18 protein-coding genes are annotated in these 19,884 nt (G+C 45.7%); 17 read left to right on the top strand and 1 reads right to left on the bottom strand.

Annotated elements, in window-relative coordinates; translation table 11 throughout:
• Window positions 1-24 precede the first annotated feature (24 nt).
• The 13 genes from ACQCN2_RS22040 to ACQCN2_RS21980 all read left to right on the top strand — a co-directional run bounded on the left by ACQCN2_RS22040 (window position 25) and on the right by ACQCN2_RS21980 (window position 15,867).
• Window positions 25-456, top strand: a complete 432-nt coding sequence (locus tag ACQCN2_RS22040) for a BrxA/BrxB family bacilliredoxin (protein ID WP_426931118.1) — start codon at window positions 25-27, stop codon at window positions 454-456.
• A gap of 87 nt (window positions 457-543) precedes the next feature.
• Window positions 544-1,419, top strand: coding sequence for an aldo/keto reductase (locus ACQCN2_RS22035; protein WP_426931117.1), 876 nt, complete (start codon window positions 544-546; stop codon window positions 1,417-1,419).
• Window positions 1,420-1,561: 142 nt separating this feature from the next.
• Window positions 1,562-4,348 (top strand): calcium-translocating P-type ATPase, SERCA-type, encoded by a 2,787-nt coding sequence (locus tag ACQCN2_RS22030; protein WP_426931116.1) that lies wholly within the window; start codon window positions 1,562-1,564, stop codon window positions 4,346-4,348.
• Between the two features lie 322 nt (window positions 4,349-4,670).
• On the top strand, window positions 4,671-5,678 hold the full coding sequence (locus ACQCN2_RS22025; protein WP_426931115.1) for an LCP family protein: 1,008 nt from the start codon (window positions 4,671-4,673) through the stop codon (window positions 5,676-5,678).
• A gap of 257 nt (window positions 5,679-5,935) precedes the next feature.
• Window positions 5,936-6,967, top strand: a complete 1,032-nt coding sequence (locus ACQCN2_RS22020) for a methionine ABC transporter ATP-binding protein (protein ID WP_426931114.1) — start codon at window positions 5,936-5,938, stop codon at window positions 6,965-6,967.
• Window positions 6,967-7,650 (top strand): methionine ABC transporter permease, encoded by a 684-nt coding sequence (locus ACQCN2_RS22015; RefSeq protein WP_426931113.1) that lies wholly within the window; start codon window positions 6,967-6,969, stop codon window positions 7,648-7,650. Before ACQCN2_RS22020 ends, ACQCN2_RS22015 begins: the two co-directional genes overlap by 1 nt.
• A gap of 75 nt (window positions 7,651-7,725) precedes the next feature.
• Window positions 7,726-8,577 (top strand): MetQ/NlpA family ABC transporter substrate-binding protein, encoded by an 852-nt coding sequence (locus ACQCN2_RS22010; protein ID WP_426931112.1) that lies wholly within the window; start codon window positions 7,726-7,728, stop codon window positions 8,575-8,577.
• Window positions 8,578-8,867: 290 nt separating this feature from the next.
• Window positions 8,868-10,517 (top strand): peptide ABC transporter substrate-binding protein, encoded by a 1,650-nt coding sequence (locus ACQCN2_RS22005; RefSeq protein ID WP_426931111.1) that lies wholly within the window; start codon window positions 8,868-8,870, stop codon window positions 10,515-10,517.
• 277 nt (window positions 10,518-10,794) lie between these two features.
• A complete protein-coding gene (locus tag ACQCN2_RS22000; RefSeq protein ID WP_426931110.1) occupies window positions 10,795-12,435 on the top strand; it encodes a peptide ABC transporter substrate-binding protein in 1,641 nt (546 codons plus the stop codon).
• A gap of 157 nt (window positions 12,436-12,592) precedes the next feature.
• Window positions 12,593-12,850 (top strand): hypothetical protein, encoded by a 258-nt coding sequence (locus ACQCN2_RS21995; RefSeq protein ID WP_426931109.1) that lies wholly within the window; start codon window positions 12,593-12,595, stop codon window positions 12,848-12,850.
• A gap of 26 nt (window positions 12,851-12,876) precedes the next feature.
• Complete coding sequence (locus ACQCN2_RS21990) at window positions 12,877-13,407, top strand: hypothetical protein (protein WP_426931108.1); 531 nt, start codon at window positions 12,877-12,879, stop codon at window positions 13,405-13,407.
• 210 nt (window positions 13,408-13,617) lie between these two features.
• Window positions 13,618-15,267 (top strand): N-acetylmuramoyl-L-alanine amidase, encoded by a 1,650-nt coding sequence (locus tag ACQCN2_RS21985; RefSeq protein ID WP_426931107.1) that lies wholly within the window; start codon window positions 13,618-13,620, stop codon window positions 15,265-15,267.
• A 24-nt stretch (window positions 15,268-15,291) separates the two neighbouring features.
• Complete coding sequence (locus tag ACQCN2_RS21980) at window positions 15,292-15,867, top strand: GerMN domain-containing protein (protein WP_426931106.1); 576 nt, start codon at window positions 15,292-15,294, stop codon at window positions 15,865-15,867.
• A 57-nt stretch (window positions 15,868-15,924) separates the two neighbouring features.
• Here the strand turns inward: ACQCN2_RS21980 and ACQCN2_RS21975 are convergent, their stop codons facing one another.
• The gene (locus tag ACQCN2_RS21975; protein WP_426931105.1) at window positions 15,925-16,119 is read right to left on the bottom strand and encodes a DUF378 domain-containing protein; all 195 of its coding nucleotides are present in this window, start codon (window positions 16,117-16,119) and stop codon (window positions 15,925-15,927) included.
• 167 nt (window positions 16,120-16,286) lie between these two features.
• On the opposite strand from ACQCN2_RS21975, the gene ACQCN2_RS21970 reads away from it, so the two are divergent.
• From ACQCN2_RS21970 to pstA, 4 genes are all read left to right on the top strand, one after another.
• A complete protein-coding gene (locus tag ACQCN2_RS21970) occupies window positions 16,287-16,796 on the top strand; it encodes a GNAT family N-acetyltransferase (RefSeq protein ID WP_426931104.1) in 510 nt (169 codons plus the stop codon).
• A 174-nt stretch (window positions 16,797-16,970) separates the two neighbouring features.
• Window positions 16,971-17,891 carry a phosphate ABC transporter substrate-binding protein PstS family protein gene (locus tag ACQCN2_RS21965; RefSeq protein WP_426931103.1) on the top strand — a complete coding sequence of 307 codons (921 nt, stop codon included), beginning with the start codon at window positions 16,971-16,973 and terminating at the stop codon, window positions 17,889-17,891.
• Between the two features lie 84 nt (window positions 17,892-17,975).
• Window positions 17,976-18,968, top strand: a complete 993-nt coding sequence (pstC, locus tag ACQCN2_RS21960; protein ID WP_426931188.1) for a phosphate ABC transporter permease subunit PstC — start codon at window positions 17,976-17,978, stop codon at window positions 18,966-18,968.
• Window positions 18,965-19,852 carry a phosphate ABC transporter permease PstA gene (gene pstA / locus ACQCN2_RS21955; protein ID WP_426931102.1) on the top strand — a complete coding sequence of 296 codons (888 nt, stop codon included), beginning with the start codon at window positions 18,965-18,967 and terminating at the stop codon, window positions 19,850-19,852. The genes pstC and pstA overlap by 4 nt, the downstream gene beginning before the upstream one ends.
• Window positions 19,853-19,884: the final 32 nt, after the last annotated feature.

Raw genomic sequence — 19,884 nt, 5'->3', positions numbered from 1 at the left:
TCAATTAAAGGAGAGAAAAATCCTATGATGTCATATGAAGCATATATGTCTCAAGTTATTCAACCGATGCGTGATGAGTTGACTCGTCACGGATTCACCGAACTTCGCACACCTGATGAGGTGGATCAAGTATTGTCCAACATGAAAGGAACTGCTTTGGTAGTCGTCAACTCCGTATGCGGTTGCGCGGCTGGTCTAGCTCGTCCAGCGGCTGCTCATTCCTTGAACCATGAGAAAAAGCCTGATCATCTTTACACGGTGTTTGCCGGTCAAGATAAAGAAGCGACCGCAAAAGCTCGTGAATACTTTGAAGGCTATCCGCCATCCTCTCCATCCTTTGCCTTGATGAAAGACGGCAAATTGGTAGCAATGGTTGAACGTCATCAAATCGAGAATTATGATCTTCAAACGATTTCTTCATTCTTAACAACAGCGTACGATAAGTACTGTGAATAATTGGTTTTCTGAGAGGGAACGTCTACACAATAGGCGTTCTTTTTTCTAGCCATATTGCGTAAGCCCACTCAAGAAAGGATGGAAGAGATGATTACCAGACCGTTTGGAAGAGATCCGAAGCAGGTATCGCTGCTCGGCTTTGGCGCGCAGCGAATTGTGGACGAGCATGATTGTACAGAAGAACAGGCAATCTCGATCATCAGGCGAGCTGTGGAGAAGGGAGTCAACTACTTCGATACGGCTCCGAGCTACAGTGATGGGCAATCGGAGACAAGGGTAGGTCTCGGGCTGAAAGGCTTGCGTGATCAGGTGTCGATTGCGACCAAGACAGGCGGAAGAACGAGAGATTTGGCGTGGCGGGACTTGGAAACCTCCCTGAAACGTCTGCAAACCGATTACGTAGATGAATGGCGTGTACATAATGTGATGCAGCCGCATGATTTGGAGAGTATTTTTGCCAAAGGCGGCGCGCTTGAAGCGTTGATCGAAGCCAAAGAACAAGGTCTGGTTCGCAAGCTCTCCATCAGTGGACATACGGACCCACGTCTTCTGGCAGAGGCGATTCGCCGATTTCCTTTTGACAGTGCGCTTGTGGCGTTATCCGCACTTGATCACTTCATCTACAGCTTCGCCCATGAGTTTGTTCCATTGGCAGTTGAGAAGGGAGTAGCTATCATTGGGATGAAGGTGATGGCTCTTGGTCAGTTGGCTCCTTGGTATCATCAGGCTCTTCGTTATACGTGGAGTTTGCCAGTTTCCACGGCTATTCTTGGCGTGAGCAAAATGAGCGAGCTGGAAGCGGATATTGAAGCCGCTGAGAAATTTATACCGATGAACGATATTGAACGAGTGCAATTCTTTCAAGAGATTTTCCCGTTGGTACGAGCGGATGTGCTCCGCTGGAAAGCTGGCGAATGGATGTCAGGCGAATGGTATCAGCTGCCTGAGTTGACTTTTGCCTAAGACAGTTATCGTACGTCTAATTGATCTTATTACCTGAAGCGTCACTTTAGCGACTTGCTGAAGTTGGCGCTTTTTTCTTTTTCATAGAGAAGAGCTTGTTCGCATAGATATGAAGAAGAGATTAAAGTTGGAGGAGATCGATGTGATAACCAAGCCAGCGAAACCATGGTACCTCGTTTCTTCAAGTGAAGCGATAGAAGTGCTAGCAAGCGACGCGCAAAAGGGATTAGATTCCCGTGAGGCAGAGAAACGGCTGGGGGATTTTGGGACAAACCAACTCCGGGAGAAAGAGAAAGCCTCTCTTTTTGAAGTGTTTTTTGGTCAGTTTAAAGATTTCATGGTCGTCATCCTGTTGGTCGCTACCGTCATCTCGTTCTTTCTCGGTGAATATCTGGATGCGATCACTATTGTCGCGATTATCTTTATTAACGCGATACTTGGTTTCATTCAGGAGGCGCGGGCGGAAAAATCCTTGCAAGCACTGAAAGAACTTGCCTCTCCCATGGCTCGCATCGTAAGGGATGGAAAACTGGATATGTTAGCCGCTTCCCAGCTGGTGCCTGGGGATATTGTCTTGCTAGAGGCGGGGGACCGTGTTCCTGCGGATATGCGAATGCTTGTTGCAAGCCGCTTAGAGATAGAAGAGTCTGCATTGACGGGTGAATCGGTACCGGTAACCAAGCAGGAAGCGGCTATACGCCCAGAAGGAGCAGGCGAGATGATTCCTCTTGGTGATCAGAAGAACCTGGCCTTCATGGGGACGCTTGTCACTGGCGGAACGGGCAAGGGGATCGTCACCAAGACCGGAATGGAAACAGAGATTGGCAAAATCGCTCATCTCATGAACGAATCCGAGACGAGCTCTACCCCTTTGCAGCATCGCTTGGAGCAAATGGGCAAAACGCTGGTGGGATTATCGCTAATTCTTACCGTTTTGGTCATTGCAGCTGGCGTCTGGCATGGACAAGAGTTGATGACGATGTTTTTGGCTGGGGTGAGCTTGGCGGTAGCGGCTATTCCCGAGGGGTTGCCGGCGATTGTTACGGTCGCTTTGGCTCTTGGTGTCCAGCGAATGATCAAGCGCAACGCAATCGTTCGGAAGCTGCCATCTGTGGAAACCTTAGGCTGTGCCTCTGTTATTTGTTCAGATAAGACAGGGACCTTGACCCAGAATAAAATGACCGTTACACACATGTGGCACAGCGATCAGATATACGAGGTGAGCGGGTCTGGCTATGATCCGAACGGCAGTATCCTCAACCAGAACAAGCCGGTCAGCTTAAAGCAACAGACAGGATTGTGCCAACTGTTGCGGATTGCGGAGCGCTGCAATAATGCCAAAATTTCAGTAGAGGAACAAGCGGAGCGCAAGTTGTTGGTGTTGACCACCAAGGTTCAATCCTATCGGGTGATCGGTGACCCTACGGAAGGAGCGCTTCTGGTCTTGGCGGAGAAAGGCAAGCGAGAAACTGGAGGGAAACTCCCCGTTTTTGCCACAGGTGAACGGATTGACGAGTTGCCGTTTGATTCCGATCGTAAAATGATGTCCGTTGTAGAGAAGACCTCCGATGGACAATTAACCTTACTGACCAAAGGAGCCGTAGAAGCGTTGCTGTATCGCTGCTCCCACATCCTTTGGCAAGGGGAGGTTGTGCCGCTAACCACCCGCATACGCAATGTCGTCATGGACAAAACAGAGGATATGGCGCGCAAAGCCTTGCGTGTCTTGGGCTTTGGCTATAAGCCTTTGGCCACATACCAATCTGGTCAGCCACTTATTTCCGTTGAGTCTGGACTCGTTTTCGTCGGAATGGTCGGAATGATCGATCCTCCGCGTGAAGAAGTCACTCAAGCGATTTCCTTGTGCCGTCAAGCGGGAATCAAAACGGTGATGATTACTGGCGATCATAAAATCACGGCGGAAGCGATCGGACGTCAGATCGGCCTATTGCGCGGGATGCAGGAAGTCATGGAAGGCAGCGAGCTGAATGAACTAAGTGACGAGCAGTTAACTGTCTGCGTGGAAAAGGTTTCCGTGTTCGCGCGGGTCTCGCCTGAACACAAGCTGCGAATTGTGCGTGCTCTTCAGGCAAGAGGACATGTCGTGGCGATGACCGGGGATGGGGTTAACGACGCTCCGGCGATCAAGAGCGCTGACATCGGAATCGCCATGGGAATCACGGGAACAGATGTAACCAAAGAAGCCTCTGATCTGGTGCTCCGGGACGACAACTTTGCCACCATTGTAGCAGCGGTCGAAGAAGGGCGTAACATCTATGATAATATTCGTAAATTCATCCGTTACCTTCTCGCCTCCAATGTAGGTGAAATCCTGGTCATGCTCTTTGCGATGCTGCTCGGTTTACCTCTGCCGCTAGTTCCAATCCAGATTCTCTGGGTGAACCTGGTGACGGATGGATTGCCGGCAATGGCGCTCGGCGTTGATCCGGCTGAAGCGGATACCATGTATCACAGACCGCGCGGGAAGAACGAGAATATTTTTGGCCGGGGATTGGGCTGGAAGATCATCAGCCGCGGCTTCTTGATCGGAATCACCACGTTAGGGGCGTTTTGGCTGACCTTGCAAGAGAATCCAGCTGATCTGGTCCACGCGCAAACCGTTGCTTTTGTGACACTGGTTATGGCGCAGTTAATCCATGTATTTGACTGCCGAAGTGAATATTCCGTGTTCCACCGTAATCCGTTCGAGAACAAATATCTGATTTGGGCCGTTCTCTCTTCCTTGTTGCTGGTGCTTGGCGTGATTTATATCGATGCCCTTCAACCCATTTTTAAAACAACGAATCTTAACTTCCGTGACTGGGCATTGATCTGGGTAACAGCGGGAATTCCTACCTTCGTAGCAGGTATTGGGGGAGCGCTTCGCAACAAGCGGAATTATCAGGCCAAAGCCCAGCCGTTCGCTTGAGACTCTACTCATAAAAAAAGCACTATACAAGCCCCTTACAGAACCAAGGCCAGCAAATGATGTGTATGCTGCCTGCTGTAAGGGGTTTTTCCATTCGTGTCAGCCCGCTAAAGAAAAGACATCGTCCGCTCGACGCTCATTTTAAGCGGACAGCAGATGCTACACGCGAGCTTAAACAGAGCACAGAGGGACGATGTCTTTTCTTACATGTAGGAATCCACCTTGGTAATCAAGTATACTAACTAGAGCAGGTTTAATAGAAAAGTGCCGCTGAATTGATCCAAAGAAAACCTGAGCATCAGATAAAAAGGTGGAATTACCATTGGTTGATAGACAAACGAGAGAAACACAAAAGGAATTGCGAGCGATCATCCGACAAAAGCGGAGAAGACGGCGAGCGCTTCTTCTGAGAATCTTCGTGATTTTTTTACTGGCCTATATGGGTTACTACGTTTACGCGTTTGCTTCCTTTTCCCAAGAAGTCCAAAATCCCAAAATTATTCCCCATCGATCCTCTGATCCTGTAATTGATCAGCCCAAGCAGGACATTCCGATTTTGGGAGGCTCTGAACGGGTGAACATCCTGCTGATGGGTGTGGATCGACGAGCGCTCCGCCCCAACGAGATTCCGCGCTCCGACAGTATGATGCTGGTCAGCATAGACCCGGCAAGCAAAACGTTTACGTATTATTCCATTCTGCGTGATACGTATATAAAGATCCCGGGCTATGGCAAGTCGCGGATTAATGCCGCAGTGGCGGATGGCGGGCCGGAATTAGCGATGGATACGGTCAGCCGATTTACTGGGTTGCCAGTCAGCTATTATGTGCTGACCGATTTTGAAGGATTTAAAGGGCTGGTGGATGCTGTTGGCGGTGTCGATATGGATGTTGAAAAGCGGATGGTCTACCATGACCCAACCGACGAAGGAAAATATGATATTGACCTTCAAAAGGGTCCGCAGCATCTCGATGGGGACAAAGCGCTCCAATATGTAAGATTCCGTCATGACGCGACTTCCGATTACACACGAACCGAGAGACAACGAAAGCTTCTTCGAGCGCTGACCCAACAGCTGAAAAGCGGCTCGACCATTCTTCAGATGCCGCACATCTTGCAGGCTGTAGAACCTTATGTTCAAACCAATCTGACATCAACGGACATGGTGAAGCTGGCTGCCCTGGGGCTTACTCTCAACTCCAATTCAGAAGGGTACCAACTGCCCCAAGCTGGCGCCTTCCATGAATCGAATCATGGCGGCTCTGTGCTTATTCCATCGGTGGAAGATGTGCAGCAATACATTCAAGACACGTTGAAAAAAAATCCATAAACTCGTCTGAAATCGAGAAAGGCGTCTTGCGTGTGCAGGGCGTCTTTTTTTTATTCAATAAAATAAATTCAGTCGATTTTTGGCATTGACAGGGGGCTTGAATTTATATATCGTTATATTTGTTTGCGTTAAGTCCTAGTATTTCACTTGGAATTAAATGCTAGATGTATAAAGGTTATGAATCGTCGTATATTCGTAGGGTTTTTATAAAAGATATTCTATTCAAACAAGAGCAGAAAGGAGGAAGCATCAAGTAAATGATTACTCTTTCACAAGTTGTCAAAATCTTTAAGAATAAATTTGGTTCATTTACTGCCCTGGATGGCGTTGATTTATCAATCAAGCAAGGGGAGATCTTCGGGATTATCGGATACAGCGGTGCGGGGAAATCCACCCTTGTTCGAATGATTAACTTACTGGAGGCTCCTACCAGCGGGGAAGTAATGGTCGGAAACACCAAGCTTAACCAGCTCTCAGCAGGAGATTTGCGTAAAGCGCGACGCAAGATCGGAATGGTGTTCCAACATTTTAATCTCTTGTGGTCTCGTACCGTAGGGGAGAATGTCGCGCTTCCTTTGGAGATTGCGGGAATTCCCAAAAGCGAACATCCTGCGCGGGTGAAGGAATTGCTATCTTTAGTTGGATTGGAGGATAAAGCTGACTCCTATCCATCGCAGTTGTCTGGCGGACAGAAGCAGCGTGTGGGGATCGCCCGCGCACTTGCCAATCAGCCGGATGTACTGCTTTGCGATGAAGCGACTTCAGCGCTTGACCCGAAGACCACTGACTCCATACTGGAATTGGTGAAGGAAATTAACCGCAAGCTGGGGCTTACCGTTGTACTCATCACACATGAGATGCATGTAATCGAGAAAATCTGTGATCGTGTCGCTGTGATGGAGAGTGGACGAGTGATTGAGATGGGCAACGTTGTAGACATCTTCTCCAATCCCAAAACAACGACTACTCGGGAGTTCATCAGCCAAGTGACGGGAGTCGATCAGCTTGATGAAGAATTCCTGTCTACTCTTGGTCAAGGTACGGTTTTGCGCTGTACGTTCTTGGGTGACTCTGCCAGTCAAACCGTTATTACGCACCTTGTTCGGGATTTAGGAGTAGAAGTGAATATTCTCCAAGGCCAGATCAAGCGCCTGAAGGATGTCGCTTTCGGAACGCTCTACATTCAGGTTCCTGGAGACGTCGACACAGAAGCACAAGTTATTGCCTACCTCAAAAAACAGGGTGTCAAAGTAGTAGTTGTCCGTGAAGCAGAAGGAGGTGTGAGTTGATGAACGAGTTAATCTCAACCTATCTGCCGAACGTCGTGACGTTCTGGGATTACATTGAGAAAGCCATCGGCGAAACGTTGTACATGGTGTCGATTGCGCTTCTATTCTCTGCGTTAATTGGTATTCCGTTGGGGGTTCTACTAGTCATCACCAGCAGGAATCACCTGACGCCATTGCCTGCGTTTCATCAGATTCTCAGCTTTATTATCAATATTTTGCGCTCCATTCCGTATATCGTACTGATTATCATTTTAATTCCATTCTCTCGTAAGTTGATCGGGACTTCCATTGGTCCGGACGCCGCGATTATCAGTCTGGTCGTCGGTTCAGCGCCATTTATTGCGAGGTTGGTCGAGACCTCTATGCGCGAAGTTAACAAAGGAGTAATCGAAGCGGCTCAATCCATGGGGGCGTCCAACTTCCAAATCATCCGCAAGATTCTCATTCCGGAATCTCTTCCTGGGATCATTTCGGGTGTGACCGTTACGGCCGTAGGTCTTATTGGATACTCTGCGATGGCAGGTGCGGTAGGTGCTGGCGGTTTGGGAGCAATGGCCTACAACTACGGATTTAACGGGTTTAAGCCGGACATTCTTTTGGTCACCACTGTATTCCTGATTGTTATCGTCCAGATTGTGCAAATGATTGGCGATTTCATCGCGAGAAAGATCGATCACCGGTAACAACCATCTGAAATAACCCTAAGGTTAAGAAGATGGGCTTCACTCATACACAAATAGATAGAGGGGGAAAGATTCATGAAGAAGTTATTTTCTTTTCTGTTGACAGGGATACTTGCTGTTTCTTTGGCAGGATGCGGTGGTCAAGCATCCAAACCTGCTGACAACGCGCAACAGTCTGGTCAAGTTACATTGAAAGTAGGGGCTACTGCGGTTCCGCATGCGGAAATCCTGAATGAAGTAGTCAAACCGATGCTTGCCAAAGAAGGCATCAATCTAGAAGTTGTCCCTTTCCAAGACTACGTGCTGCCAAATACTCAATTGGCTGAGAAAGAATTGGACGCCAACTTCTTCCAGCACATTCCTTGGTTAGAGAACACTAATAAGGAAAAAGGCTTGAACCTGACATACGTGGCAGGCGTTCACATCGAGCCATTGGGTATTTACTCCAATAAAACAAAAGCATACAAAGATCTTGCTTCCCTTCCACAAGGGGCTAAGGTAGCCATCACCAATGCGCAAAGTGAACATGGCCGCGTATTGGCGCTTCTTCAATCGGCTGGTCTGATCAAATTGAAAGACGGCGTAGGCATCAACGGTTCAATGGCCGATATCGTAGAGAAAAAAGTGGATCTGGTTGAGCTTGAGCCAGCGATGTTGCCACGCTCCATCGATGACGCAGGTGTCGATGCTGCAGTAATCAACTCCAACTTCGCAATGGAAGCTGGTTTGAACCCTTCCAAAGACGCTATCTATCTCGAACCTGGTAAAGACAACCCGTATGTAAACGTTTTGGCAGTTCGCCAAGACAACAAAGACAGCGAACCAATCAAAAAATTGGCGAAAGCAATCACTTCTCCAGAAGTCAAAGCGTTCATCGATTCCAAATACAAAGGTTCTGTCCTGTTCGTAGGTCAACTTAAAGAATAGGTTCAATAAAGAGGAAAGCTCGATTAGCCAAAATGCTGATCGGGCTTTTTTATATTACTTGGAAAGCCCTCTGTCGAAGACCTCGTTCAGCAATCGTCTCGTAAAGAATTTTTTATAATTTTTTCCAAAAACCCCGCAGTAAAGTGCTGGAATACCTTTATTATTTTTCACAAAATCCTATAATTTTAAAAATTCATAAAATTAAGTTAAATCAATTCAAATACTATTTCAGAAAATTCCGAACTAGAGTATATTTTACTCAATTCAGATAAAAAGGGGGATTTTTACAGATGAAAAAATACTCGAAAGGCATATTCGCTTTACTAAGCAGTACCTTAGTGCTCGGTGCCGCACTCGCTGGATGTAGTGGCAACACAGCCGCTCCAACGACTCAAAAGAATACCGAGCCGACTGCAAACCAAGGAGCAACTTCCAGTCAGAAAGTATTTCGCGCCAACCTGCATAGCGAACCACCTACAGCAGACCCGGGGATAGCGGAAGATTCAACTTCAGGCGTGCTTGTACGAGCAGCTTTCGATGGATTGACTCGATTGGATAAGGACGCCAAACCAGTTAAATCGGTCGCGCAGGATTTTAAAGTTTCCGCTGACCAGAAAACCTATACGTTTACCCTCCGTGATTCCAAGTGGAGCAATGGCGACCCAGTTACCGCTCATGACTTTGAGTACGCTTGGAAGCGGGCGCTTGATCCCAAAACAGCGTCTAACTATGCTTATCAGCTGTTCTATATCAAAAATGGAGAAAAAGCCAATAAAGGTGAAGTGGGGCTTGATCAGGTAGGCGTAAAAGCGCTGGATGACAAGACCCTGCAGGTTGAACTGGAGAATCCGACTCCATTCTTCCTGGAACTGACGTCTTTCTATACGTACGCTCCGGTCGACAAAAAGATAGTAGCTACTAATCCCAAATGGGCGACAGAAGCCAAAACCATTGTAGGCAATGGGCCGTTCAAGTTCGACACCTGGGATCATAAGAACAAGATTATACTGACCAAGAACGAGAACTATTGGGATAAAGACGCGGTAAAGCTGGATCGTATCGAACTTTCTATGATTGAAGACGAGAATACGGAGCTGTCCATGTTTGATAACGGCGAGCTTGACTGGGCGGGTGCGCCGATGAGCAGTCTTCCGCTCGATGCGGTTCAATCCCTGAAGGACTCCGGTAAGTTTAAGAGCTATGTATCAGTATCCACATATATGTTCAAGATGAATTCCGAGAAGAAGCCCTTCGACAATCCGAAGATTCGAAAAGCCTTTGCTTACGCGATTAATCGTAAAGAAATTACAGACGGAGTGCTTCAACAAGGACAGATTCCGGCAACAGGCTTCGTTCCGCCAAGCATGTCCTTAAATCCGAACGGATACTTTAAGGACAATGATGTGGAGACAGCGAAGAAGCTGCTTGCGGAAGGGATGAAAGAAGCAGGCATCACTAAACTTCCACCAATTACTTTCTCTTATAATAATAAAGGCGAGAATGGCAAAATTGCCGAAGCCGTTCAGGATCAGTGGAGAAAAGCGTTGGGTGTTGATGTGAAACTAGAAGCCAAGGAATGGAAAGTATTCATTGAAGATTTGCATCAAGGGAATTTCCAAATAGCGCGTATGACCTGGGTGGGTGACTTCAATGATCCAGTTAACTTCCTGGAGGTATTTAAGGACAAAAAAGGCGGCAACAACGATACTCTCTGGGAAGATCCTAAATACAAGGATCTGTTGAATCAATCAGCCAAAGAAACCGATCCAGCCAAGCGTAAAGAACTCATGAAGCAAGCAGAGAGCATCTTGATGGATCAAATGCCAATGACTCCGATTTACTATAGAACCGAAGCCTATGTGCAGAACGATAAGGTAAAGGATGTTGCGCTTGATCCGCTCGGTAATATTGACTTTAAATGGGCAACGATTGAACCGTAAATAAAATAAGTTTATGGATCTTTATAAAAAAGGAGTGAAAAGCTCCTTTTTTATATATTTATATGGATTGGTTTTATGTTTGTTTATCGAATTTAACAACATAATAAAAATAAATTAAATGTTAACAAAACATATTTCAAACAATTGCGAAAAGAAGTATATTTAACTAAAGATTTAGATAAGCCCTTTTGAGGAGTGGTCGGATCACTTCATGTACGAACTTCTACGGATGCCAACTCTGGGCTAACTTATTAAAGATCTAGGGGGATATACTCGCATGAAAAAGAATGTATTTGTGCTTGTAAGTTCAGTTCTTGTTCTTGGTGCTGCTCTTGCAGGTTGCGGTGGTAACAGTGCAACTCCAGCTAAGGATAATGGAAGCGCTTCCGCTCCAGCTGACAGCAAAGGCTCATCCAAAACTCTTCGTTTGAATTTTCATAGCGAACCACCTACAGCAGACCCTGGTATCGCTGAGGACAATACTGCAGGTGCGGTTACACGTGCAACTTTCGACGGTTTGACTCGTATTGGTGAAGACGGTAAGCCACATGAATCTGTTGCAGAAAAAATTGACGTGTCTGATGACCTCAAAACATACACCTTCCATCTTCGTGACTCCAAATGGAGCAATGGCGATCCGGTAACGGCAAAAGACTTCGAATTTGCTTGGAAGCGCGTTCTTGATCCAAAAACAGCTTCTAACTATGCAAGCCAGCTTTACTACATCAAAAACGGTGAAAAAGCTAACAAAGGTCAAGCGAAACTTGATGATGTAGGCGTTAAAGCATTGGATGACAAAACTCTTCAAGTAACCTTGGAAAACCCAACACCTTACTTCCTTGAGTTGACTGCTTTCTATACTTACTTCCCAGTTGATCAAAAAGTGGTAGAGAAAGATCCTAAGTGGGCAACTGAAGCAAAAACTCACGTAGGTAACGGTCCTTTCAAATTGGAAACTTGGGAACACAAATCCAAAATGGTTCTTGTGAAAAACGACAACTATTGGGATAAAGATGCTGTGAAACTCGGCAAAATCGAATTATCCATGGTTGAAGATGAGAACACAGAATTGTCCATGTTTGACAATGGTGAGTTGGATTGGGCAGGTAAACCGCTCAGTGATATCCCAACTGACGCAATGAAACCTTTGAAAGACAAAGGTGCCTTGCAATCTCAAACAATTGCGGGTACTTACTGGTATAAATTCAACACTGAAAAACCACCATTCAACAACGCGAAAGTCCGTAAAGCGTTTGCTTACGCGATTGACCGTCAATCCATCATTGACAACATCACACAAGGTAACCAAAAACCTGCGATGGGAGCAGTACCTTCATCCATGGCTGTAGGTCCACAAGATGGCTACTTCAAAGATCACGATGTAGAAGGCGCGAAAAAATTGCTGGATGAAGGCTTGAAAGAACTTGGAATGACCAAACTTCCTCCAATCACTTTGTCCTTCAACACTTCCGAAGGTCACAAGAAAATTGCGGAAGCAATCCAAGACCAATGGAAAAAAGCATTCGGTGCTGACATCAAATTGGAAAACAAAGAGTGGAAAGTTTACATCGAAGACTTACACCAAGGTAACTTCCAAATCGGTCGTATGGGTTGGTTGGCTGACTTCAACGATCCAATTACCTTCTTGGAATTGTTCAAAGATAAAAAAGGTGGAAACAACGATACAAATTGGGAAAATCCTCAATTCAAAGATCTGTTGACCAAATCCGCTTCTGAAAAAGACCCTGCAAAACGCAAGCAAATCCTTGCTGACGCAGAGAAAATCTTCATGGATGAAATGCCAGTTGCTCCAATCTACTTCTACACAAACTCTTGGGTACAAAATCCAAAAGTTAAAGGCGTAGTAGTTTCCGGAACCGGCGCAGTTGACTACAAATGGGCTTCTTTTGAAGACTAATAGAGAACATAAAAAACAGGGATACCGAAACGGTGTCCCTGTTTTTTATGTTGGAAAGTTTAATTTGTGCTCTTGTACCTCCTACAGATGTCCATACCAGCTTGCTCCTTTTGACATAAAGTAAATGGAATAGGTTTAGTAAAAAGGAGGAGAGACAGTGGACATTCGCAAGTTACTAAGCATCGCCAGTTCGATCCCAAAGGAGAAATTGAAAACAGATGCAGGGCTAAGAGAAGTCATCAAAGAACTTGGCAGAAAAACAGGTCGTACTTTTACTGAAAATGAACTCAACTCGTATGTAAGCAAATTTAAAAGTATGGCTCGCACCGAAAATACAAGCAGTCTATTAAATCAACTTTCCAAAAAAGGCATGACCCAAAATGATCTCAATGAGATCAAGAAACGGTTTAAATAAGGGGTGCATGTGCTATCGCTACCAAAGTGAGCAAGAAAAAGAAGCACTCCCATAATAACGAGATGAAGAATTTACTTCATCAACTGATCCAGGCGAATGAGGCAAATGTTGAGCGGGTCACGTCTCAGAACAATCAATTGCTAGAGGAAATAGCTTTCGTCCATCGAAATATGGATGAAATGAAGACCGTTCTCGCGCGACTAAAGCCTGTCGCACCATCTACACGTCGCGGAGGACTATTCTCTCGTCGGCCCCGGAATGTACCTATTACAGTTGAACCTGAAGTGAAACAGAAACCTCTTTCACTTCCCATAGAGGAGTTATTGCCGCTTCTTCCCCAATTGGGTGGAGTTATCCCGCAACTAAACAATCCAAAAGTAAGAGATACGATGAAAATTCTCGGCAATCCGGCAGTAATGGGAATGATTCAACAGTTCTTGGCTAACGGCGGATTAAAAGGGATAGCAGGGATAGCAGGGAAAACAGGGGTAAAAGGGAAAACAGGGATAATAGGGAAAACGCAAGCATTGCCCAAAGGGCGTGGATTTGGTCGTTGATGAATATCATTGATTTTTCCTAAATAGGGAGGCTCCCAATTATGCGGAGTTCTTCCTATTTTAGTTCTCCGCTCTCATAGTAATCAGATTTTCAGAATGGTAGTATGAGTATATTAAGGTAACATTTTCGGACAAGTTACGTCTAATTCGTTGATATAGCAACAAAATTCACCACATGTATACTACATCGAGGAGAAAGAGAGGTTTGGAATGAAACGTTTTTGGACAAGCGTGTTTATGCTGATTTGTTTGATGTTGGTCGTTCCTTGTATGGTATCGGCTGCTGCTTCATCCCCTTCTGATGCGATTCACTTAGTCATCGAGGGAAAACAGGTGGAGGCAGATGTACCTCCTATGATTAGTGATGGCAGGACGATGGTGCCCGTCCGTGTCGTTGCGGAGAAGATGGGTGCCGAGGTTCAATGGGATCAGGATACCCAAACAGCTACCGTTATTCAGGGCCAAAAATCAATCAAAATGCAATTGGACAATATACAAGCATCGATTAATGATAAGAGTGTCAAGTTGGATACTCCTCCGCAAATTATGAATCATCGGATGCTTTTGCCTCTTCGTTTCGTTGGCGAAGCTCTTGGCTCGACAATCGGATGGGATCCAACTTCCCGTACAGTGATCGCGAATCAATCGGTTCAAGTACATATCAATGGAGAAGACGTATCCAATTCAGTCAAATCATACAAACTCGACGATACGTTATATATGCCTGTTCAACCTATTTTGCAAAAAGTAGGGGTGAATGCCTCTGATCTTCCGCTTGATCTAATGAAAACGATTGACTCTGTGAAGGTGGCACCTATTTCTGTTCTTGATTCCCTGCTAAATGGACACATCTCTTGGGATAGTGATCGAAATCAAGTAATGGTAGAGCACCTTCAATACTTTGAGGGATATACGGTAACCGATCCCAACCACGTTATTCTAAAAACGTCTATACCAGTAACTCCTCAATCGTTCATGTTGGACAACCCTCGGAGATTGGTCATTGATTTACCCAATACCAAGCTGGCGGATCAGATAGACGAACACAATCTGACTTTACCTGCTGCGGAATCCTCGCCAGAATCGAATCCCGCTGATAGCAGTAATCAGACGGATTCATCGGCTGCGGGACCAACCGCCGATAGTCAGCAAACAGCTGCGGCTATGCCATCGCCGCTTATCCAGAATGTTCGATATGGTCAATATAGCGAATCACCTTATACGGTACGTGTTGTACTGGAGTTGTCTCAGAACGCCAAGTATACGATCACAACCAATCAAAATGAAATATCGATTAGTCTCAATACAGCGCCACAAAAAACGGGTTATTTAATTGTTGTTGATGCCGGACACGGCGGTAAGGACCCAGGCGCCAAAGGAGTATCAGGAAACGACGAGAAGGATTATAATCTTAGTGTGGCCAAAAAACTGGTTGAAGATTTGAAGAAGTATCCAGAGTTCCAAGTGGTGGCGACTCGTTCCACTGATACGTTCGTTGAGTTGAAGGATCGAGCCAAGATTGCCAATGATATGGGTGCTGATTTGTTTATCTCTATTCACGCCAACTCGTTTAAACCGGATAGCCGAGGTACGGAAACCTACTACTATAATGGTGTTAGCAAGGAGTTTGCTAATATCGTGCATCGCCACTTGGTCGGGGCTACGAAGTTTCCGGATCGAGGAGTGCAGACAGCTCCATTCGTCGTGATTAAACAGACTACGATGCCTGCGGTACTGACCGAAACAGGCTTTCTCACCAATCAAATCGAGAACAGCCAACTAACCTCTCCTGATTTCCAAGCCCAAATAGCGCAAGCACTGGCTGATGCTATTCGTGAATACTATCAATCCCACCATTAAACGTGGATAACAGGAGGTCAACTCATGAAACAGTTGCTTCGATCACTCGTGATCGTTACCTTAATCAGTGTTTTGACGGCTTGTGGCACCGCTCCAGCTCAAAAGCAGACCGTTGATACGACACCAAAGCAGACAGCGAATTCTTCTGCCTCTACTACTCAACCAACCGAGCCTCAGCCAGAGCCACAAAAGGCTAAGGAGAAGGCGCAGATCAAAGTGTATTACAGCAATCCAGATGCTACGAATCTTGAAGAAGAGCAGCATGAAATCACGTATCAAGATAACCACGAGAAATACGAGCAAGTGTTGGCTCTGTTGGGGCATCCAGGAAAAAAAGGCCATGAGGCGCTTTGGGACAAATTTCAGTACCATTCAATCAAGTTCAAGGAAGGTCAGCTGACCATTGACGCTTCCGGGAAAAACGTGTACAACCTTGGCTCCACCGGGGAATTATATGCGATGGATGCTTTAATGAAAAGCTTCTTTCAATTCCCGGAAATCCAGAAAATCGTCATTCTGGTCGACGGTAAGCCCACCGATTCCCTCATGGGCCATATGGACACGAGCGTGCCGTTAACCAGAAAAGACTTGCAGCAGTAAAGACCGCACTGAATAAACGTAAGAAGCTCACACCGAATAGGGTGTGAGCTTCTTTTCTTATGATCGGGCCCGCTCAGCCACAAGAAACTTAATCGAGTAAATCCCGGCAAGACCTACGAGGGAATAGATCACCCGACTGCCAATGGAGGTTGAACCTCCAAAAATGGCGGCAACCAAGTCCAGATGAAATAAGCCAATGAGTCCCCAGTTTACAGCCCCAATGATGACAAGAATTAAAGCAAGTTTGTCCACAGCTTCCACACTCCTAGAATGTTGGTCAATACCATCATCTCCATATCGTGAAATCCTTATTCAATGGGCCAAGCCTTATTCAAGTATTATTTACACTCTCGCCACAGGATCTTCATATGCGGTTAGTAAACTGGTGCTATTCGGACATAAAGGTGGGGGCAATCACAATGGAAGTATATATTTCATTAGCAACCAGAGATGATTTTCATGACATGATTCAATTGGCCGATGTAACCATACCAGATCGTATGAATTTACACGAGTTGAAAAAATACTTTGAGCTGTTTCCCGACCTTATATTTAAAGCCACCGTTCAGGAGCGCTTGATTGGATTTTGTTGCGCGGGGATTGATATGTATCAAACGACCGGCTGGTTATTGTTCAGCAATGTCTCCAGCGAGTACCAAGGGATGGGGATCGGCAAGAAATTTATAGAGACGAGGCTAATTTCTCTTCGGCAATTTCCCAATCTTCAGCGCGTGCTGGTCACAGTGAAAGACACTAATATACCATCCATTAAAGCTTTAGAAGCGTACGGCTTCCGCGTGAGACATACGGAATCCGATTACTACGGACCTGGTAAGGATCGCAGTATTCTTGAACTTCCGATCGTTTCCCATCTCTTCCAGTCAGAGAATCCGCAGATGAAAGTGAAGACTGAAATAATTTCTTTATGATGCTGGAATAATAAAGCTAATTCAATAGAAATACGGGGGGATATTTCCTTATGTAAATCTTCTCACGTTTAATCTTAACAATCCTTTAATATTCCCTTAATCGTCTCTTTAAGCTTATCAAGTACTATTACAAGTGTTGAAAGAATTCAGCAAAATCGTTAAGGGGGCTTTACCTTGAAAAAGATTTCATCCATTTTCATGGCTTGTGTACTATCAGTTGGAATGCTCTTGACCGGTTGCGGCGGCGGAAGCAATGCTCAACCAGCTCCTGCACAATCTAATACTCAACAGCCAGCTGCCTCTGAAACAAAAACAGGCGCGCCAATCACAGCGGTTGGATCTACTGCTTTGCAACCATTAGTTGAACAAGCTGCAAAAGACTTCATGGCGAAAAACGCAGGCGCACAAATTCAAGTACAAGGCGGCGGAAGCGGTACTGGATTGAGCCAAGTGGCAAGCGGCGCTGCAACAATCGGTAACTCCGATATTTTCGCAGAAGAGAAAAAAGGAATTACAGCAAGTGATCTAACTGACCATAAAGTAGCCGTTGTTGGGATCGTGGCTGCCGTTAGCCCGAAAGTAGGCGTAGACAACCTGACCAAACAACAATTAATCGATATTTTTACCGGCAAAATCACAAACTGGAAACAAGTAAACGGCGCCGATATGAAAATCACATTGGTTAACCGTCCGAAAAGCTCCGGTACTCGCGCAGTTTTCCACAATTTAGCGTTGGGTGGTAAAGAAGAAGCGGAAGGTATTACAGAAGATTCTTCAGGTACAGTTCGCAAAATCATCGCAGAAACTCCTGGAGCAATCGGTTACTTGGCTCTTTCTTACATCAACGACACTGTAAAACCTTTGAAATTGGATGGCGTAGAAGCAACTGCTGATAACATCACAACTAACAAATATCCAGTATGGGCGTACGAGCATATGTACACCAAAGGGGAAGCAACAGATACTGCGAAGGCATTCATGGATTATGTACTTTCTCCTGACGTTCAAAAAAGTACTGTAACGAATCTTAAATTTATCCCAATCACAGATATGAAAGTAGAACGCGACGCTACAGGCAAGCTTACACAAAAATAAGAAGTTGAATGAGCAAGACAGGTTCTAAATAGAGAAGAGGGGTGAATCTACCCCTCATTCTCATGTTTAAAGAGGAGGTACATGATGAGTCATCAAGGGGCGCAAGGGACAACCATCTCAAAAGGGATCGTGACACAGAGAAATAAAACCGTTCATCCGAATCAATCGGAGATCAAACATAAACTGTTGAATAAAAACAAGAAACAGCATGTTGAGAATTCAGTAGGGAGAATTCTCACAATGGTATGCGCAGGTTTGTTAATACTTGTTGTTCTTTCAATCACATATTTTATCGCATCTAAAGGATTATCTACATTCTTCGTGGATAAAGTGAATTTTGTTGATTTTATTACGGGTCTGAAGTGGGATCCAGAGGGTGATACACCTCTTTTCGGCGTGCTTCCTTTCATTGTCGGATCATTTTTGGTCACGTTTCTTGCGGCGATTATTGCCGCTCCGCTTGGAATTGGGGCAGCGATTTTCATGACAGAGATTTACCCAACTCTCGGAAAAAAAGTACTGAAGCCTGTTATTGAATTACTAGTAGGCATTCCGTCAGTCGTTTATGGATATATAGGTCTTACGATTTTGGTTCCACTGATTCGTGACAAGTTTGATGTCTTGGGATTCAGCTTGCTGGCTGGTGGAATTGTTCTTGCCATTATGATTCTTCCTACCGTCACCAGTGTAGCTACGGACGCGATTGAAGCAGTTCCGCAAGATATTCGCAACGCTTCCCTGGCATTAGGGGCTACCAGATGGCAAACCATTTGGAACGTCGTCCTTCACAGCGCGATGCCAGGATGTTTAACCGCGATTGTTTTGGGTATGGCGCGCGCGTTTGGTGAAGCTTTGGCTGTACAGATGGTCATCGGGAATACGACCAAATTGCCAACAAGCCTTCTGGATCCTACCAATACCTTAACGAGTGGGATCACATTGAACATGGGGAACACCATTCAGGGTACACCCTACAACAATGCCTTATGGTCGATGGCACTCTTGCTATTGCTCATGTCTTTCGGGTTTATCATGTTAATTCGCATCCTGGGTAGAAAGAAGATGGTGAGTAAATGAGTGCAAGGATCAAAGATCGGATCGCCACAATTACCTTAACGACGATTGCGATACTTATCGTGGTCTTGTTGTTTATCCTACTTGGGTTCATTTTGACGAAAGGCTGGCACAAATTAACGCTTGATTTCATCACGTCGCCACCAAATATCTCGAGTGCAGGCGGAGGGATCGGCCCTCAATTGTTCAACTCCTTTTACCTTTTGGTGTTAACCATGATCATCGCATTGCCATTGGGCCTTGGCGCCGGTATTTACATGGCTGAATATGCACCCAATAATAAATTTACGCAATTTATCCGTTTGAGTATTGAAGTGTTGTCCTCACTTCCTTCGATTGTCGTGGGTCTGTTCGGATTGCTCGTGTTTGTCAATATGACCGGTTGGGGGTATTCATTGATTTCGGGAGCATTAGCGCTCACCGTCTTCAATCTCCCGCTGCTCGTGCGTATTACAGAGGATGCTTTGCGGAGTGTTCCCTCCAGCCAAAAAGAAGCAAGTCTGGCGCTGGGAATCTCCAAGTGGCGTACCATTACTTCGGTGGTTCTTCCTGCTGCGTTGCCAGGAATCCTGACTGGCGCAATTCTAGCGGCTGGACGCGTTTTTGGTGAGGCGGCTGCCTTGCTCTTTACGGCAGGGATGTCCTCTCCGGATTTGAATTTCCACGATATGGCCATGAATGGTCCGTCATCACCGCTCAATCCATTCCGACCGGCAGAAACCTTGGCCGTGCACATTTGGAAAGTAAACAGTGAAGGCTTAACGCCAGACGCGAGAGATGTGGCTGACGGTGCTGCGGCTATCCTGATTTTGGCTGTCTTGACGTTCAATCTTTCGGCTAGATGGTTTGGCAGATGGCTGTTTAAGAAAATGACGTCCGGTGCGTAAGAGATGGGAGAAGGTGAAGAGATGACCATTCA

This window comes from Brevibacillus ginsengisoli (assembly GCF_050113715.1).
Lineage (GTDB): Bacteria > Bacillota > Bacilli > Brevibacillales > Brevibacillaceae > Brevibacillus_H > Brevibacillus_H ginsengisoli.
Note: the sequence above shows the minus strand (reverse complement) of the source record. Positions and strands in the feature narration are given on the sequence as shown.

Bases quoted from the DNA above. Each gene is read 5' to 3' on its own strand.
- ACQCN2_RS22040 (WP_426931118.1), top strand. From the start codon at position 25: ATGATGTCATATGAAGCATATATGTCTCAAGTTATTCAACCGATGCGT.
- ACQCN2_RS22035 (WP_426931117.1), top strand. From the start codon at position 544: ATGATTACCAGACCGTTTGGAAGAGATCCGAAGCAGGTATCGCTGCTC.
- ACQCN2_RS22020 (WP_426931114.1), top strand. From the start codon at position 5,936: ATGATTACTCTTTCACAAGTTGTCAAAATCTTTAAGAATAAATTTGGT.
- ACQCN2_RS22015 (WP_426931113.1), top strand. From the start codon at position 6,967: ATGAACGAGTTAATCTCAACCTATCTGCCGAACGTCGTGACGTTCTGG.
- ACQCN2_RS22010 (WP_426931112.1), top strand. From the start codon at position 7,726: ATGAAGAAGTTATTTTCTTTTCTGTTGACAGGGATACTTGCTGTTTCT.
- ACQCN2_RS22005 (WP_426931111.1), top strand. From the start codon at position 8,868: ATGAAAAAATACTCGAAAGGCATATTCGCTTTACTAAGCAGTACCTTA.
- ACQCN2_RS22000 (WP_426931110.1), top strand. From the start codon at position 10,795: ATGAAAAAGAATGTATTTGTGCTTGTAAGTTCAGTTCTTGTTCTTGGT.
- ACQCN2_RS21985 (WP_426931107.1), top strand. From the start codon at position 13,618: ATGAAACGTTTTTGGACAAGCGTGTTTATGCTGATTTGTTTGATGTTG.
- ACQCN2_RS21980 (WP_426931106.1), top strand. From the start codon at position 15,292: ATGAAACAGTTGCTTCGATCACTCGTGATCGTTACCTTAATCAGTGTT.
- ACQCN2_RS21970 (WP_426931104.1), top strand. From the start codon at position 16,287: ATGGAAGTATATATTTCATTAGCAACCAGAGATGATTTTCATGACATG.
- pstC (WP_426931188.1), top strand. From the start codon at position 17,976: ATGAGTCATCAAGGGGCGCAAGGGACAACCATCTCAAAAGGGATCGTG.
- pstA (WP_426931102.1), top strand. From the start codon at position 18,965: ATGAGTGCAAGGATCAAAGATCGGATCGCCACAATTACCTTAACGACG.